The following is a 14701-nucleotide window of genomic DNA, read 5'->3' on the forward strand; positions in this document are numbered from 1 at the left end:
GCCGCCAGATTCCATTGCGCAAGTTTGTTTCAAAGATCGCCGACGAGTGATCTTGCGTAGGCTCGGGCGGCAAACGCGGCATGCGGAAACGACGCAAACTGTTACGTCGTTTCCGCCCTAACCAACTTCCCGATCTAACGCAAGCTATTCAACGATTTTGAACCCTTCGCCAGGTTGGAGAAAAAAAGGATAAAAGCTTCGGGCAAACGCAATGATATTAGGCGGCCCTGTCAGCACGGCCATTTCCCATTTTCTGTCCGCGTACATGAACCATGTTCCAGGTGTCGGCAGAACCGCATAACGCTCAGAATTGGCCCATAAACAATCTGCCGGGCTGTCGCCTGGGTCCTCTTGCCAAGATTCAAAAAAATCGTCATCGGATTGCTCCGCACGATGCACAAAGCCAGGGTACTTGTGAAAGTGGAAATTAAAATAGCTGAAAGGATCCGGCTTCAGCACCAAGGTGACAAAATCGCCCGCACCTTCGAAGGCCAGCAACGCTCGTACAAGTTCAAAAAATTTCTGTGTCGATATATCAACAGAATCAAAATAGAGTAGCTCGGCTGGCGAGGCTGAAGCCAACTCTTGCACGCGCCCGTTCGCACGTTCCCAGAGTGGATAAAAGGTCGCCGAATCGGAGATGAAGTCTGGTTTGGTCATAGTGGAAGCCGTATCTTAATGGTCCCTCGTGATGCGCCAGCTGGCACATATTCGGCGGTTGGATATCCAGAGTTCGATTCGTTCCTGACTGTGTAGCGAGAGCGCGCACGCCCTCCCTCGCACGCTTCCAGAGAGTCGTGAAGTCTGTCGAATCATGGATGTAATCCAATCTATTCATCAGTTACCACCTCGAGGTCTATCAGATTGGATTTTGAGCGTTCCCTGTTTGGCTCAGGAGGGAAAGTATTCCGCTGTTGGGGCACTGTTGTTCGAACAGCCGCCAGGGAATCGATCGCGTTTTTCTAGCGCGCGAATATATGCCGCTCGGCCCTCTCACGGTGAAGTGGAGCATTCAGCGTGAGACCGCCTCCTAGTCAACGATTTTGAAATCTGCCCCAGGTCGCACGATGTCGCGGGTCAGAGTCGCGCGGGCAAATTCATTGGCTTCTGCAGTTCCAACGAAAGCCGCTACCTCCTTCGAATCATCCCCGTAAGCTATCCATTGCCCGGATCGAGGCAAAATCACATAGGCCCAAGTGTTAAATGCTAGCGCGTCGGCAGGACTGCCGCCCGGGTCAGCCTGCAACATGGCACAGTAGTCGGCTTCATTGTCTGTCGGCTGAAAGATGATCGCCGGAAACCTGGAAAAATGGTTGAAGAAGTATCCGACCGGGTCTGGGCGCAATCCTACAAACGCAAAATTGTCCGTATCTGCGTTGGTGAAGCTTAGCAAGGCTCTAACAAACTGATAGAAGTGGCTTGTCGTAACGATCGCCGAGTCGAAATACACAACCTTATCTTGTGGCGCGTGCTTGAGTAGCTGCACGCCCGCAGTAGCGCGTGCCCACAGATCATGAAACTCAGCCGGGTTGTCGACAAAGATTCGCTTTTCCATTTCACTTCAGCCTGATCTTGGTTGTCTTGGTGCCGTTGATATAAACATCCGCGGTCGGGAAGCCCGCGTTCGACTCGTCTCACCCGTTGAATCACGATTGACTTTCCACTGCGCAGCAGCTTTTCCATCCGCCAGTTGCATCACAAACGCAAGTCGGTTGTTGGCGTCGTAAGTCATGCCGTACGCGGTCGTCACCCCGTCCGCCTTCGTTGCATCGAAAGCGCTGGAGCCGGTCGGGTCGGTAGTCGGCGTCTCGCTTATTCCAGTGACATTGCCGTTCGCGTCGTACACGAAAGACTGGATCAGCTTTGGCGATGCGATCATCGACGGACGCAGCCCCGTCGCGTCGTAGTAGCGGATCGTCGTTATCGATGTGCCGGCCGCATTCTTCACCGTCGCGCGAACCGGGCGCCCGGCATCGTCGTAGCTGTACTCCGATGTGCCGCCACTGGCGTCCGCGTCTTTCAGCAGATTGCCTGACGCATCCCACGCCGAGGTGGTATTACCTGCCGTCGAGGTGCTCCCGGTAGGCCGGAGCATCCCGCCGATCGACGACAGACTCAGCGTGGTCGACCCTTTGCTGCCGGTGATAACCGTCGAGCCCGCGCTATAGGCCAACTGCACGTTCTGTACAGCATTGGGATGACTGACTGCCACCGCACGACCTTGAGCATCGTAGTTCCACGTCGCAATGCGATTGCCCGACTCATCAACCTCGCCGGTCAGTGCGTTCTTGAACCGTGTGTCGTCGTAGACGTAGCGGCGCACATAACCGTCCGGCCAGGTGACCGAAACAAGATTGCTATTCGCGTCGTATCCGTACTGGGTCAGACCACCTAGCGGATCATTGAGACGCGACAGACGACGCTTATCGTCGTAGTCGAGCCGAAGCGTGATGTCCTTGTTGGCATCCGTGCCTTCGGCGTGCTGCGTCACAGTGGTCAGCAGACCGGAGCCGTCATAGCTTAGCGTACGAACAAAGCCTGTCTTTGTGCGTTCGGTCAGTAGCACACCCTGGCCGGAGTACGACTCAACAGTCTCCGTATTCAGGTCGGTGAGAGTCCATCCAGAGCCGTTTTGCGCAAGTACCAGACCAGTGAAGGCCTTTGTTCGCCAGCTACCAGCCGACCAATTGAAAGTAGTAGGCTCCCCGTTCTCCCGATAGGCCAGCACCGTTGATGTGCTGCCGTTATTGGCATTTGCCAGTCCCAGGCTACGCTGCCAGCTATGGAACCAGACCGGCCCCATCACCGTCGCGGATGCCGTCAGTGACTTTGACCGGTACGTCCGCGTGAAAAGCATTGGAATGTCGTCGCCGCTGACGAAATCGGCGACAGTCAACGTAACCACTCCACTGCCGGGGAAAACCGGGTCAGCAACCGGACAGCTGGCCTCCGGCTGATCAGCCGCCGGTGTTGCACACCACGCGTCGATGAGCGGCAAGCTAACGCAGTTGTAGTACTGCATGCCACCCGGTACGCCGGCGTAAGCATCCCACCGGCAGGTGGACGAGCCTGGCTTTGCGCCGGTGGCCGCCCACACCGCATTGCAATCGGCGGCGTTTGCGCCGAACGCCATCATGAGCAGCATGAATGCAGCCAGCAGACGGGCTACCATGCCGGCCGGACTCTCGTTAATTCTGTTTCTTATCATCGTTGTCCCTATTGGTTGTACTTGGTTAAAGCCCAAGCACCCTATAAGGACTGCAACGAACGAGAAATCCGACAACTCCTAAAAATACGGCAACCATGTGCCAGTTCTAACGCGAGTCGACAAACACCGACGTACGTCGTAGGAACTTCGAATTGCAACGGTCAGGTGACACCGAACCGCACTACGGAAATGTCTGATCCGATATCAACACACGAGAATGTCGGTTAAGCGCTGAGTTGCAAGCACAAGGAGAAAACGAGGCGACGTAGAGGGATCTCCGAGGGAGCGTCCCCTAGCCGCCGCATTCTACAAAGCCCCCTTCACTTCCCCGCCACATACGCCTTAACCGCCGGCAACCCATCCTTCCCGTCATACGTCTTCACGCCCGCCAGCCACTTGTCGAGCACCGCCGGATTCGCCTTCAGCCATTCGCGCGCGGCCTTGTTCGGATCGGTCTTGTTCATGATCGGCAGCATCACGTGATTCTCGATGTCGGTCGTGAACTGCAGATTCGACACCAGCTTCGCGACGTTCGGGCAGCGCGCCGAATAATCGCTCGGCGTGACCGTCAGCACTTTGGCCTCGCCGTAGTTCGGGCCGAACACAGCGTCGCCGCCGGACAGATAATCGATCTTCATCTGCACATTCATCGGATGCGGTTCCCAGCCGAGAAACACGATCGGTTTCTTGTCGCGGATCGCGCGGTTCACCTCGACCAGCATGCCCGCCTCGCTCGATTCCACCAGCTTGAACTTGCCGAGCCCGTATTGATTGCTGTCGATCATCTTCTTGATCAACGCATTGCCGTCGTTGCCCGGCTCGATCCCGTAGATCTTGCCGTCGAGCTTGTCGTAGTTCTTCGCGATGTCGGCGAAGGTCTTGATGCCGGACTGATACGCGTAATCCGGCACCGCCAGCGTGTATTTCGCGCCGGTCAGATTCGGCGTGGGCAACACGCTGAGCTGGCCGGACTTCCTGAACGGGTCGATCATCGGGTCCATGGTCGGCGACCAGTAGCCGAGGAACACGTCGATCTGCTTGCTCTTCACGCCGGCGAAAGTGATCGGCACCGAGGCGATCGTCTTGGTCGGCTTGTAGCCGAGCCCCTCGAGCACGGTCGACGCGAGCCCGGTGGTGGCCGCGATATCGGTCCAGCCGACATCGGCGAACCGGACGTCGCGGCAGGTTGCAGGTTCCGCGGCAAAGACAGACGACACAGACAGCGCGCACAACGACGCAGCCCACAAACGTTTCATGGCGTTCCCTCAAGTTGATTGATGTTTGACTGGTTCGGATGAAGCGGATTTTTTTACGCCGCGCATCACGCGGACAAGCGCCGCTCGACGCTCGGCGCGTGACCGAACTGCGCGCGATACGCCTTGCTGAAATGACACGCCGAATGAAAGCCGCACACCGCCGTCACGCGCGCAATCGACGCATCCGTATTGCGCAGCAACTCACGCGCGCGCCGCAAACGCAGCGTCAGGTAATAGTGCGTGGGCGACACGCTCAGGAACATCTTGAACATGCGCTGCAAATGACGTTGCGACAGATGCACGAGCCGCGCGAGTTCGTCGAGCGATAACGGCTCCTCTATATTCGCTTCCATCAGCCGCACGACCTCGACCAGTTCCGCTCGCGAGAAACCGACCCGCGCGTCGACGGGAATATGCTGGTAATCGGTCGAACCACGAATCCGCTCGACGATGAACTGCTCCGACACCTGCGCCGCCACCGCATGACCGAGCCGCATGCCGACCAGCTTCAGCATCAGGTCGAGCGGCGCGGTGCCGCCCGTGCAGGTCATGCGGTCGCGGTCGATCACGAACAGTTCATCGGCGAAACGCACGTGCGGGTAACTCTTGTGCAACGGCGACATGTCTTCCCAATGCACCGTGCAGCGATAGCCATCGAGCAGACCGGCGGCCAGCAGCGCGTACGGTCCCGTGCAAATGCCGCCGAGCGGAATACCTTTGTCGGCCACCTCGCGCAGCAACGCGATCACCGTGTCGTCCACGTAATCGCGCACATGCCAGCCGGCGCAGACGAACAGCACATCCGGCATGCCGGCTTCGGCCAGCGTGGTGGTGGGTTTCACCGTGATGCCGTTGCTCGCGCGCGCCGGCTCGCCATCCGGCGTGATTACCGACCACCGGTAGTGCTGCGCGCGGCCCACGTAATTGGCCATGCGCAGCACCTCGACCGCGCTGGTGAACGCGATCATCGAAAAGTTCGGCAGCGTCAGAAAGCCGACGTGCGCGAGCCCGGACAGCGGCGAATCAGCCTCGGGCTCGACTGGCGTGAGCGCGTCGCGCTTCATAGGCGGCTCAGCCGTGTTGCGCGGCCGGCTCGCGGCGCACTTTCATGACGCTGCGCAAGCCCGACAGCAGCGGCGCGCGCGCCATGCCCGGCGAACGGCCGAAGCTTTCCGTGATGCGGTCCAGAATGATCGCGAGCATCACCACGGAAAGTCCGCTTTCGAAGCCGAGCCCGATATCGAGCCGCTGGATACTGGCCAACACGTCGTTGCCGAGACCGCCCGCGCCCACCATCGACGCGATGATCACCATGGAGAGCGCCATCATGATGGTCTGGTTCACGCCGGTCATGATCGACGGCAGCGCGTTCGGAAACTGTACCTTGTAGAGCAATTGCCACGGCGTGCAGCCGAACGCCTGCCCCGCTTCGACGATTTCCCGGTTCACGTGCTTGATGCCGAGCGACGTGAGACGCACCGCCGGCGGCATGGCGAAAATCACGGTAGAGAGAATCCCCGGCACGCGGCCGAGGCCGAACAGCATCGCGGCCGGAATCAGGTAGACGAAGGCCGGCATGGTCTGCATCAGGTCCAGCACGGGACGCACGATCATCTCGACGGTGCGGCTCTTCGCGGTCCAGATGCCGAGCGGCACGCCCAGCAGCAGGCTGATCAATGTGGACGACAGCGTCAGGCCGAGCGTGATCACCATCTGATCCCAGAACCCGGTGCCGTAGATCAGCAGCATGGCCAGCAGCGTGAACAGCGCGAAACGCCAGCCCACCCGCCACAGGCCGATGCCGACGAAGAACGCCATCAGCGCCCACATCGGCACCGCTTGCAAGCCGTGTTCGATCACCGCGGCAAAGCTCTCGATCACCTTGCCGATCGAATCGAAAGTTTTTGCGTCGTGGTCGAGCAGGTAATGAACGCCGTGATCGACCCAGGCGCCAAGTGGAATGACTTCAGACATGGGAACTCCGATGGCGCGTGAGAACGTTCAGCACGTTCGTCTTGTTGACCGAACCACAGTAGGAACCGTCGGCTTCGACAACTGGCAGCGGCGCGCGGCTCGCCACCACGAGTTCGACGACGTCGTCAAGCGGCGTGGTGCGGCGGATGCATTCGATCTGATTGAGTTGCGGCGAGGCGCTGCCCATCGCGTCGCGGCACACGAAGCCGCGAATCCTGCGTTCGCCGTCAAGCACGAACGCGTAGTCGGCGCTGCCGTTGAGCGTGGCGGCCACGCTCGACGCATCGATCTGCGGCGAGTGCTGCATGAGCGGCACGGCGTCGGTCTGCATCAGATCGCCGGCGGTCAGATAACGGCTGGTGTCGATGCCTTCGAAGAACGCGCGCACGTAATCGTCGGCGGGGTTGGTGATGATCTGCTGCGGCGTGCCGACCTGCACGACCCGGCCGCCTTCCATGATCGCGATGCGTGTGCCGATGCGCATCGCCTCTTCCAGATCGTGCGACACGAACAGGATGGTGCGCTGCTGTTCGCGTTGCAGGTCGAGCAGCACGTTCTGCATCTCCTTGCGCTTGAGCGGATCGAGCGCGGAGAACGCCTCGTCCATGATCATCAGGGACGGATTGACCGCCAGCGCCCGCGCGAGACCCACGCGCTGCTGCATGCCGCCGGACAGTTGCGCGGGCAGCTTCTCCGCGAACGGTGCGAGGCCGACCTGCTCGAGCACGGCCATCGCGCGCTTTTCGCGCTCCTTGCGGCCCACGCCCGCCACTTCGAGGCCGAACGCCGCGTTGGACAGCACGGTGCGCTGCGGCATCAGCGCGAAGGACTGGAACACCATGCTCATGTCCTTGCGGCGCAGCGCCGTCAGTTCGGAGCGCGGCACGCTGGCCACGTCGCGGCCGTCGATCAGCACCTTGCCGGCCGTCGGTTCGACCAGCCGGTTGATCAGGCGGATCAGCGTCGACTTGCCGGAGCCGGACAGGCCCATCAGCACGAAGATCTCGCCTTCCTTGACTTCGAACGATACGTTGTGGACGCCGACAATCTGACCGGTGCGCGCGAATACTTCCTCTTTCGTCGCGCCGCCTGCCAGCATGCCGATCGCCTGTTTCGGGTTGGTGCCGAACACCTTGCACAGCCCTTCGACCACGACCTTGGGGGAATTCATTGAATGCTCTCCTATGTCGACCGGAGTTAGCGCTTTAGCTGTCGATCGGAGTTCGCGCTTTAGCGCGTTACTCCGATCCCATGCAAAGCACTTACTCCGGTCCCATGCACCGCATCGGCCGGAGTTAGCGCTTTAGCCCTGACTCCGCTCCCATGCAAGATAGTTGCTGCAGTGGCGGACGTCCGTCCGCGCTGTGCATACATAGTTGCCAGAAAAAAGTATGGCTAGCCGACTATTTGCGACAGGCACATGTGGAAATGCGACACCCGTTTTTTGGGCACGCCGGCCGCTGGGGGCTGGAGCCTTGTGGGGTAAGGGTTTGGCGGGTGTTGCGGGAGCTTTGAGGCGTGTCGCGCCAGAGCAAGTGGAGGCGATGCGCGGCAAAAAAATGCAGATCGGCGGGGTCGGCGGGCACGGTTTGCGCAGTGCAGCAAGCAGAAGCGCCAGGAACCTCCGTTCAAAAAGCCATGGTTCGCCCCGCTCGACGGTGAGACGTGCCCGCCGAGACGGCGTTCACGACACCGACACACCCAGCAACCGCCCCACCCCGAACGTGAACGCAGCCGCGACCAGCCCGATCACGACCTGCCGCAACGCGGAGAACCCGGCGCTGCGTCCATTGAAAAGCGACGTGAACACGCCGATCGACGCGAGCGCCAGCATGCTGAGCACCACGCACTGCACGATCGCGCTGTACCCATGCGTCCATAAAAACGGCATCACCGGAAAAATCGCGCCCGCCGAGAAAAGGCAAAACGACACGCCCGCGGCGGACCACGGATTGCCGCCCAACTCCGCGGGATCGAGTCCAAGCTCTTCGCGAGTCAGCGTGTCGAGCGCCTTGCTTTTGTCGCGCATCATTTGCGACGCGACCCGTTTGGCCTCGCCCGCGTCGAGACCCTTGGCGCGATAGATCAGCGCAAGTTCGTGCTCTTCGGCTTCCGGCGACTCCTCCAGCTCTTGCGCCTCTTTCTCAATCTGGGTGCTGGCCAGCTCGCGGGCATTGGTCACCGAGAGCCATTCGCCCAGCGCCATCGAACACGCGCCGGCGATGAGCCCCGCCAGCCCCGTCAACAAAATCGCCTTGTTGCCGGTTCCCGCGCCGGCCACGCCCATGATCAGGCAGAAGTTCGAGACGAGGCCGTCGTTGGCCCCGAGCACGGCGGCGCGCAAGTCGTTGCCCGCACCCGCGCCCTTGTGCCACGACTCGGCTGCCGCGATCCGCGCGCCTGGCGACAGGCTCGCATCGCCGCCGCCATGAGCCAGCGCCTGGACCATCGCGGCGTGATGATGCTCGTCAGCCGACATACGGCCCGCGTCCGGCTGCCCCTGGTATTTGTTGCGATCGGCGTACTCCGCGGCCGCCAGCGTGGGCAGCACGAAAGCCGCGCCGAACACGCGGACCAGTCCTTTCATCAAACGCGTTTTGACGGCCTGGCCGGTGCCCTTCGGATGAAGTCCGTTGGCTCTCAGCTTGTCGGCCCAGACTTGCGCATGATCGCGCTCGGACCTGGCGAGCTCGCTGTAGACCTGCTGGCGCGTGCCGTCTTTCTCGACCTTGGCGAGGGTTTCGTATAGCGCGGCGCTGTGCAGTTCATCGGAGAGATTGGCTTTGTATCGTTTTACTTCGCGTCTGGATGCCATGGTGCTGTGCCCGTATATCGAGTCCACAGCATCAAAGCGTAATCGATTCAGATACGGAAAACAGCAAAGCCCTAAAGCGCGTCGTGAGCGAGAACGCCAACGCTTCTCATCACCATTCGAGATGTGGATGCTCGTGAGAAACAGCTTGCGCGGCCTAAGGCCGGACTAGCGCATTGCCCCATGTGCCGGACGCGATCCGTACCGGCAGCCGCGCGACGCTCAGTCCCGCCGCGCGGCTGCCTGCGCGATTACTACTGGCTCGCGCCTGCTCCGATGCCGGCTTTCTTCTGCGCTTTCTGCAGTTTGTCCGGATAGTTCGGGTCGTTCTGGGCCGGCTGGTAGCCTGCATCTTCGAGCTTCTTCAACTCGGCATTCTTCTTCGCGCGCGCTTGCTTGCGGGCCGCTTTACGCTCCGCTTTGGTCGGTTTCGCACTGCTCGCCGTGTCGGGCGCAGCCGTCATGGCGGCGTCGCTCGCGCCTTGAGCCGCGGCGAGCGGAATGCTGCCGGCCACCATGGCGGTGACGGCAAGTCCGAGCATGATCTGTTTAATGGCAAAGCTCTTCATTTTCAATTCCCCTCTCGAAAGTTGGCAATAGCATTCAAGCTTGTCTGCGAGTCTTTTGTTCATCACCGCGAGCCGCGCACGACACTCAGTGCGGACTCGCGCTCAAAGCTTACAGGCAAACCATCAAAAGAGTATTTTCAGCGCCGCGAGTGGGTGTGCATCAAGCAGACGAATCTCAAGAGCCAGCCGCGCGCGCCGCATCCTCCTCCTGCAATTTCCGCCACAAGATCTTGCCGCTGCCCGACTTCGGCAGCGACGCCACGAACTCGACGATGCGCGGGGCCTTGTACGAGGCCATCTGCTCATGCGCCCAGTCGATGATCTCCTGTGCAGTAATCGTGCCTGCATGCGCCGCATCGGGCACCACCAGCGCCTTCACGGTCTCGCCGCGCTTTTCGTCCTTCACGCCGATCACGCAGACCTCGTGAATCGCCGGATGCCGGTACATCAGCGCCTCCACTTCAGCCGGCCACACCTTGTAACCGGACGCGTTGATCATACGTTTGAGACGATCGGTCATGAAGAAATAGCCGTCTTCGTCGATATGGCCAAGATCGCCGGTTCGCAGAAACCGCTTGCCGTCGAGTTCGATGAACGCTTCGGCCGTCGCCTTCGGATTGCCCCAGTAGCCCTGCATGACTTGCGGCCCATGGGTGACGATCTCACCGGTTTCGCCTTGCGGCAGCTCCTGCAGCGAGACCGGATCGATCACGCGCGAGTCGACGTCGAACACGGGAATGCCCAGGCACTGCGGTTTCGGGCGATGCGGCGGATTGATGTGCGTGCCGGCAATCGTCTCCGTCATGCCGTAGCCCTCCACATAATCAAGCCCGGTCAGCGCCTTGAGCTTTCTGGCAATCGCGTCCGGCATCGCCGCGCCGCCGCCGCGCGTGCCCGTGAGGCTCGACAGATCGTATTCGCCGAGCTTCGGGTTCGAGAGGAAATCGACCATCATCGTCGAGATGGACTGCCATGCGGTGACGCGATATTTCTGCATGCATAGCGCGGCGGCCTCGCGATCCCAACGCGGCAACAGCACGATCGTCGCGCCGGAAAAGACCGCGCTATTCATGCCGCCCTGCATGCCGGTCACATGAAAGAGCGGCAATACCGATAGATAAACGCCGTCCGGCGGCGACGAGAACCAGACGCAGCCGCCGAGCGCCGTGCTCATCACGCTGCGGTGCGTATGCATGCAGCCCTTCGGCTTGCCGGTGGTGCCGGACGTATAGGGCATCACGCACAGATCGTCGGGACCGGTGGTGAGCGGCCCTGGCGCAATGCGCCGTTCGAGCACTTCCTGCCAGGGCGTGACGCCGGGAATCGCGAACGTCTTGCGCGGCGCGGCGACGAATTCAGGCACGGGAATCGGCGATGCCTGCTTCAGATAATCGCTATAAGTCGCCACGATGGCGTGCTCGAGGCCCTTGCCAGACCCGCCGCCGATCAACGGCTCGACGTTCGCGAACAGGCATTGCGGCGCGATGATCGTGGTCGCACCGCTGTCCTCCACGTAATGCGTCAGCTCGGCGGTCATGTTCATCGGATTGACCGGCACCACTATCGCGTTCGCCCGCAGGATGCCGTAGTAAGCGATGATCCATTGCGGACTGTTCTGCATATACAGCAGCACGCGGTCGCCTGCCTTGACCTGGCACTCCTGCTGCAGAAAGCCCGCGATCCGTTCGGTTTCGTCCTTGAATTCGGCAAACGTGATCGCCGTGCCGTAGAAGATGATGAACGGCTTGTGAGGATAGCGCGCCGCCGCGACTTCGGCGTTATAGAAAAGATTGGTCTCGGGCAGCGTCAAATGGACCGGCACTTGCGGCGGCCAATGCGGGTGATGGCGTTCGTTCATCAGCGTCTCCTGCTTTTTACTGTCGGTGCGCGCTTCGTTCCTGCCGCGCGTTTCGTTCACATCGCCACGTCTGACCAGCGTGACGCTCAGACGATGATCGCGCCGCCGTCCACCGCGAATTCCTGGCCGGTGATATGACGCGACGCCTCGCTCGCGAGAAACACGATCGGACCTTTGAGATCTTCGTCGCCACCCAGACGCTGCAACGGCGTGCGCGAGACGATCGTGTCTTCGAGTTTGCCGAGCAGACCCGCCGACATCTTCGACGGGAAAAAGCCCGGGCAAATCGCGTTGACGTTGATGTTGTACTTGCCCCATTCCGCAGCAAGCGCCCGCGTGAAATTGATCGCCGCGGCCTTGGACGTGTTGTATGCAATCGTGTTCATGCCGGGCGGCGAACCCTTCAAGCCCGCCACCGAAGCGATATTGACGATCTTGCCCGCGCGCCGCGGAATCATGCTGCGTTTGCCCACTTCGCGAGCGAGAAAGAACGGCGCGTTGACGTTCAGGTTCATGACCTTGTGCCACGCTTCGTCGGGATAGTCTTCGGCGGGCGCGCCCCATGTCGCGCCCGCGTTGTTGACGAGAATATCGATGCGGCCATGCAGCCCCAGCACTTCATCCACGAGGCCGGGGATACCTTCGAAGCGCTGCAGGTCGTTGACCACCGTTTGCACCTCGATGCCAAGCTGTTGCAGATGCGTTTTCGCCTCGGCGAGTTCGTCGGCCTTGCGCGCGGTGATGGCCACACGGCAGCCCATTTCGCCAAGCGCCTCGGCCATTTGCAGACCGAGTCCGCGCGAGCCGCCGGTGATGAGTGCAACCTTGCCGTCCAGTTGAAACAGGTCCTTCACAGACATTGCGTCGCTCCTCCAGATTTGTTCTGCCATGCAGATCGGTATGCCGCGTTTTGCGCCCCATCATACGTGCCGAAATTCAGCCTGTAAATAAAAGCACGATCATTCACTTTCGTTATAAACTGGCACGCAGCATCGCGTGGCGGAGCATCGGGAATTACCCGAATACCGCGCTTTTCAACCGCGCCGTGCCGATACGTTCGAGGGCGTTTTTTACGCGTGTCTTACGTAGCTGTTCCGCATAGCGGCTTACTTTTCACGGGTCTTCTCTCATGCAAGATGCGCTGATCATCAACTCACGCGACCTCGAGTTTCAGCTGTTCGAAGTGCTCGAGGCAGAGACGCTCACACGCCGCGTACGTCACGCCGATCACAGTCGCGAGACCTTCAACGCCGCGCTCGAAACCGCGCATGCGGTCGCCGTGGAAAAGTTCGCGACGCACAACCGTCTCTCGGACGAACACGAACCGCAGTTCGACGGTCAACGGGTCACCCTGCCCGCCGAGGTGAAGGACGCACTCGACGCGATGCGCGCCACCGGCTTTCTCGCCGCGGGCAAGGACTACGAATGGGGCGGCATGCAGTTGCCGTCGGTGATTTCGTTTGCGTGCCTGTCGCTCTTCAAGAGTGCGAACATTGCCACCGCGTCGTACGCCATGCTGACCACGGCGAACGCGAACGTGATCGAGCGCTTCGGCAGCGCCGCGCAAAAACGCAAGTATCTGCAAGCGCTATTCGAAGGCCGCGCATTCGGCACCATGGCGTTGACGGAGCCGCAGGCGGGCTCGAGCCTGTCCGACCTCGTCACGAGCGCCACGCCCAATGCGGACGGCACCTATTCGATTCGCGGCAACAAGATTTTCATTTCAGGCGGCGATCACGAGTTGAGCGAGAACATCGTTCATCTGGTGCTGGCGCGCATTCCCGGCGGGCCGCCGGGCGTCAAGGGCATTTCGCTCTTCACCGTGCCGAAGTTTCATGTCAACGACGACGGCAGCCTCGGCGCGCGCAACGACGTCGCGCTCGCGGGACTGATTCACAAGATGGGCTGGCGCGGCACCACATCGACCATGCTGTCGTTCGGCGAACACGGTGAATGCATCGGCGAACTGGTAGGCGAGCCGCATCACGGTCTCGCGTACATGTTCCACATGATGAACGAGGCGCGCATCGGCGTCGGTCTCGGCGCGGTCATGCTCGGCTATCGCGGCTATCTGGCGTCGCTCGATTACGCGCGCGAACGGCCGCAAGGACGCCGCCCCGACAACAAGAATCCGCTCGATCCGCAATTGCGGCTGATCGAACACGCCGACGTGCGCCGCATGCTGCTCGCACAAAAAGCCTATGTGGAAGGTGCTTACGCGTTGTGCCTGTACGCGGCACGTCTCGTCGACGAACAGAACACCGGCGAGAACGAAGCCGCGCGTGCCGAAGCAGGCCTGCTGCTCGATCTGCTGACGCCGGTGGTGAAATCCTGGCCGTCCCAATGGTGTCTCGAAGCGAATAGCCTTGCGATCCAGATTCACGGCGGCTACGGCTATACGCGTGAATATCCGGTCGAGCAGTTCTATCGCGACAATCGGCTGAACATGATTCACGAAGGCACGCACGGCATTCAGGCCATCGATCTGCTCGGCCGCAAGGTGACGATGAAACAGGGCGCCGCGCTCAAACAACTGGCGCGTGAAATCCAGCACACGATCGATGCGGCGCGCGAACGCCCGGCATTGCATGCGCATGCCGATGCGCTCGGCGAAGCATGGACCGATGTGACTGCCACAGTCGAAGCGTTGCTGCCCACGCTGGCCCATGACAGCGAACGCGCGCTCGCCAATGCAAACGCGTTTCTCGAAGCATTCGGCCACATCGTGATTGCGTGGACGTGGTTGCGCCAGGCGCTCGTCGCGAGCACCGCGCTACCCGCCTCGCATAGCGAAGCGGACGCGGACTTTTATCGCGGCAAGCTGCATGCATGCCAATGGTTCTTCCGCTGGGAACTGCCGCGCGTCGCCTTGATGCTCGCCACGTTGCGCAGTCTTGACGACACCACGCTCAGCATGGCGCCACAATGGTTCTAGGCGCTCGGGTATCAACGGGCTCGCAGCCCGATATGTGGAACATCCTCGTCACAAGCACGCAACGGAAGTCGTCGCAATGATTGCCGGAA

At 60.8% G+C, this 14701-nt stretch carries 12 protein-coding genes; 1 reads left to right on the forward strand and 11 read right to left on the reverse strand.

Translation table 11 applies throughout. The features are described 5' to 3' along the window. Positions 1 to 144 precede the first annotated feature (144 nt). The 11 genes from PQR42_RS33640 to PQR42_RS33690 form a co-directional block, all read right to left on the reverse strand. Positions 145 to 660: a hypothetical protein gene (locus PQR42_RS33640; protein WP_408389342.1), complete on the reverse strand. Its 516-nt coding sequence runs from the start codon at positions 658 to 660 to the stop codon at positions 145 to 147. 370 nt (positions 661 to 1030) lie between these two features. Next, a complete protein-coding gene (locus tag PQR42_RS33645) occupies positions 1031 to 1555 on the reverse strand; it encodes a hypothetical protein (protein ID WP_408389340.1) in 525 nt (174 codons plus the stop codon). A gap of 6 nt (positions 1556 to 1561) precedes the next feature. Continuing rightward, complete coding sequence (locus PQR42_RS33650; protein ID WP_408389338.1) at positions 1562 to 3172, reverse strand: DUF6531 domain-containing protein; 1611 nt, start codon at positions 3170 to 3172, stop codon at positions 1562 to 1564. A 356-nt stretch (positions 3173 to 3528) separates the two neighbouring features. Next, the gene (locus PQR42_RS33655) at positions 3529 to 4464 is read right to left on the reverse strand and encodes a choline ABC transporter substrate-binding protein (protein ID WP_408389336.1); all 936 of its coding nucleotides are present in this window, start codon (positions 4462 to 4464) and stop codon (positions 3529 to 3531) included. Positions 4465 to 4529: 65 nt separating this feature from the next. Further along, positions 4530 to 5528, reverse strand: a complete 999-nt coding sequence (locus PQR42_RS33660) for a GlxA family transcriptional regulator (RefSeq protein ID WP_408218402.1) — start codon at positions 5526 to 5528, stop codon at positions 4530 to 4532. 7 nt (positions 5529 to 5535) lie between these two features. After that, positions 5536 to 6438, reverse strand: a complete 903-nt coding sequence (choW, locus tag PQR42_RS33665; RefSeq protein ID WP_408179140.1) for a choline ABC transporter permease subunit — start codon at positions 6436 to 6438, stop codon at positions 5536 to 5538. Further along, positions 6431 to 7609, reverse strand: a complete 1179-nt coding sequence (locus PQR42_RS33670; RefSeq protein WP_408389334.1) for a quaternary amine ABC transporter ATP-binding protein — start codon at positions 7607 to 7609, stop codon at positions 6431 to 6433. Before PQR42_RS33670 ends, choW begins: the two co-directional genes overlap by 8 nt. A gap of 513 nt (positions 7610 to 8122) precedes the next feature. Then, positions 8123 to 9253 (reverse strand): VIT1/CCC1 transporter family protein, encoded by a 1131-nt coding sequence (locus PQR42_RS33675; protein ID WP_408389332.1) that lies wholly within the window; start codon positions 9251 to 9253, stop codon positions 8123 to 8125. A 251-nt stretch (positions 9254 to 9504) separates the two neighbouring features. After that, a complete protein-coding gene (locus tag PQR42_RS33680) occupies positions 9505 to 9819 on the reverse strand; it encodes a hypothetical protein (RefSeq protein WP_408218394.1) in 315 nt (104 codons plus the stop codon). 175 nt (positions 9820 to 9994) lie between these two features. Further along, entirely contained in the window at positions 9995 to 11677 is a 1683-nt protein-coding gene (locus PQR42_RS33685; RefSeq protein ID WP_408389330.1) for a long-chain fatty acid--CoA ligase, read from the reverse strand. 86 nt (positions 11678 to 11763) lie between these two features. Then, entirely contained in the window at positions 11764 to 12537 is a 774-nt protein-coding gene (locus PQR42_RS33690; protein ID WP_408389328.1) for an SDR family oxidoreductase, read from the reverse strand. Positions 12538 to 12806: 269 nt separating this feature from the next. On the opposite strand from PQR42_RS33690, the gene PQR42_RS33695 reads away from it, so the two are divergent. Then, on the forward strand, positions 12807 to 14612 hold the full coding sequence (locus tag PQR42_RS33695; RefSeq protein ID WP_408218387.1) for an acyl-CoA dehydrogenase: 1806 nt from the start codon (positions 12807 to 12809) through the stop codon (positions 14610 to 14612). The last annotated feature ends 89 nt before the right edge of the window (positions 14613 to 14701 follow it).

This window comes from Paraburkholderia sediminicola, from assembly GCF_046027355.1.
Taxonomy (GTDB): domain Bacteria; phylum Pseudomonadota; class Gammaproteobacteria; order Burkholderiales; family Burkholderiaceae; genus Paraburkholderia; species Paraburkholderia sediminicola_B.

Excerpts from the sequence above, each read along its gene's own strand:
- PQR42_RS33640 (WP_408389342.1), bottom strand. The coding sequence starts at position 660 with ATGACCAAACCAGACTTCATCTCCGATTCGGCGACCTTTTATCCACTC.
- PQR42_RS33645 (WP_408389340.1), bottom strand. The coding sequence starts at position 1,555 with ATGGAAAAGCGAATCTTTGTCGACAACCCGGCTGAGTTTCATGATCTG.
- PQR42_RS33650 (WP_408389338.1), bottom strand. The coding sequence starts at position 3,172 with ATGGTAGCCCGTCTGCTGGCTGCATTCATGCTGCTCATGATGGCGTTC.
- PQR42_RS33655 (WP_408389336.1), bottom strand. The coding sequence starts at position 4,464 with ATGAAACGTTTGTGGGCTGCGTCGTTGTGCGCGCTGTCTGTGTCGTCT.
- PQR42_RS33660 (WP_408218402.1), bottom strand. The coding sequence starts at position 5,528 with ATGAAGCGCGACGCGCTCACGCCAGTCGAGCCCGAGGCTGATTCGCCG.
- choW (WP_408179140.1), bottom strand. The coding sequence starts at position 6,438 with ATGTCTGAAGTCATTCCACTTGGCGCCTGGGTCGATCACGGCGTTCAT.
- PQR42_RS33670 (WP_408389334.1), bottom strand. The coding sequence starts at position 7,609 with ATGAATTCCCCCAAGGTCGTGGTCGAAGGGCTGTGCAAGGTGTTCGGC.
- PQR42_RS33675 (WP_408389332.1), bottom strand. The coding sequence starts at position 9,253 with ATGGCATCCAGACGCGAAGTAAAACGATACAAAGCCAATCTCTCCGAT.
- PQR42_RS33680 (WP_408218394.1), bottom strand. The coding sequence starts at position 9,819 with ATGAAGAGCTTTGCCATTAAACAGATCATGCTCGGACTTGCCGTCACC.
- PQR42_RS33685 (WP_408389330.1), bottom strand. The coding sequence starts at position 11,677 with ATGAACGAACGCCATCACCCGCATTGGCCGCCGCAAGTGCCGGTCCAT.
- PQR42_RS33690 (WP_408389328.1), bottom strand. The coding sequence starts at position 12,537 with ATGTCTGTGAAGGACCTGTTTCAACTGGACGGCAAGGTTGCACTCATC.
- PQR42_RS33695 (WP_408218387.1), top strand. The coding sequence starts at position 12,807 with ATGCAAGATGCGCTGATCATCAACTCACGCGACCTCGAGTTTCAGCTG.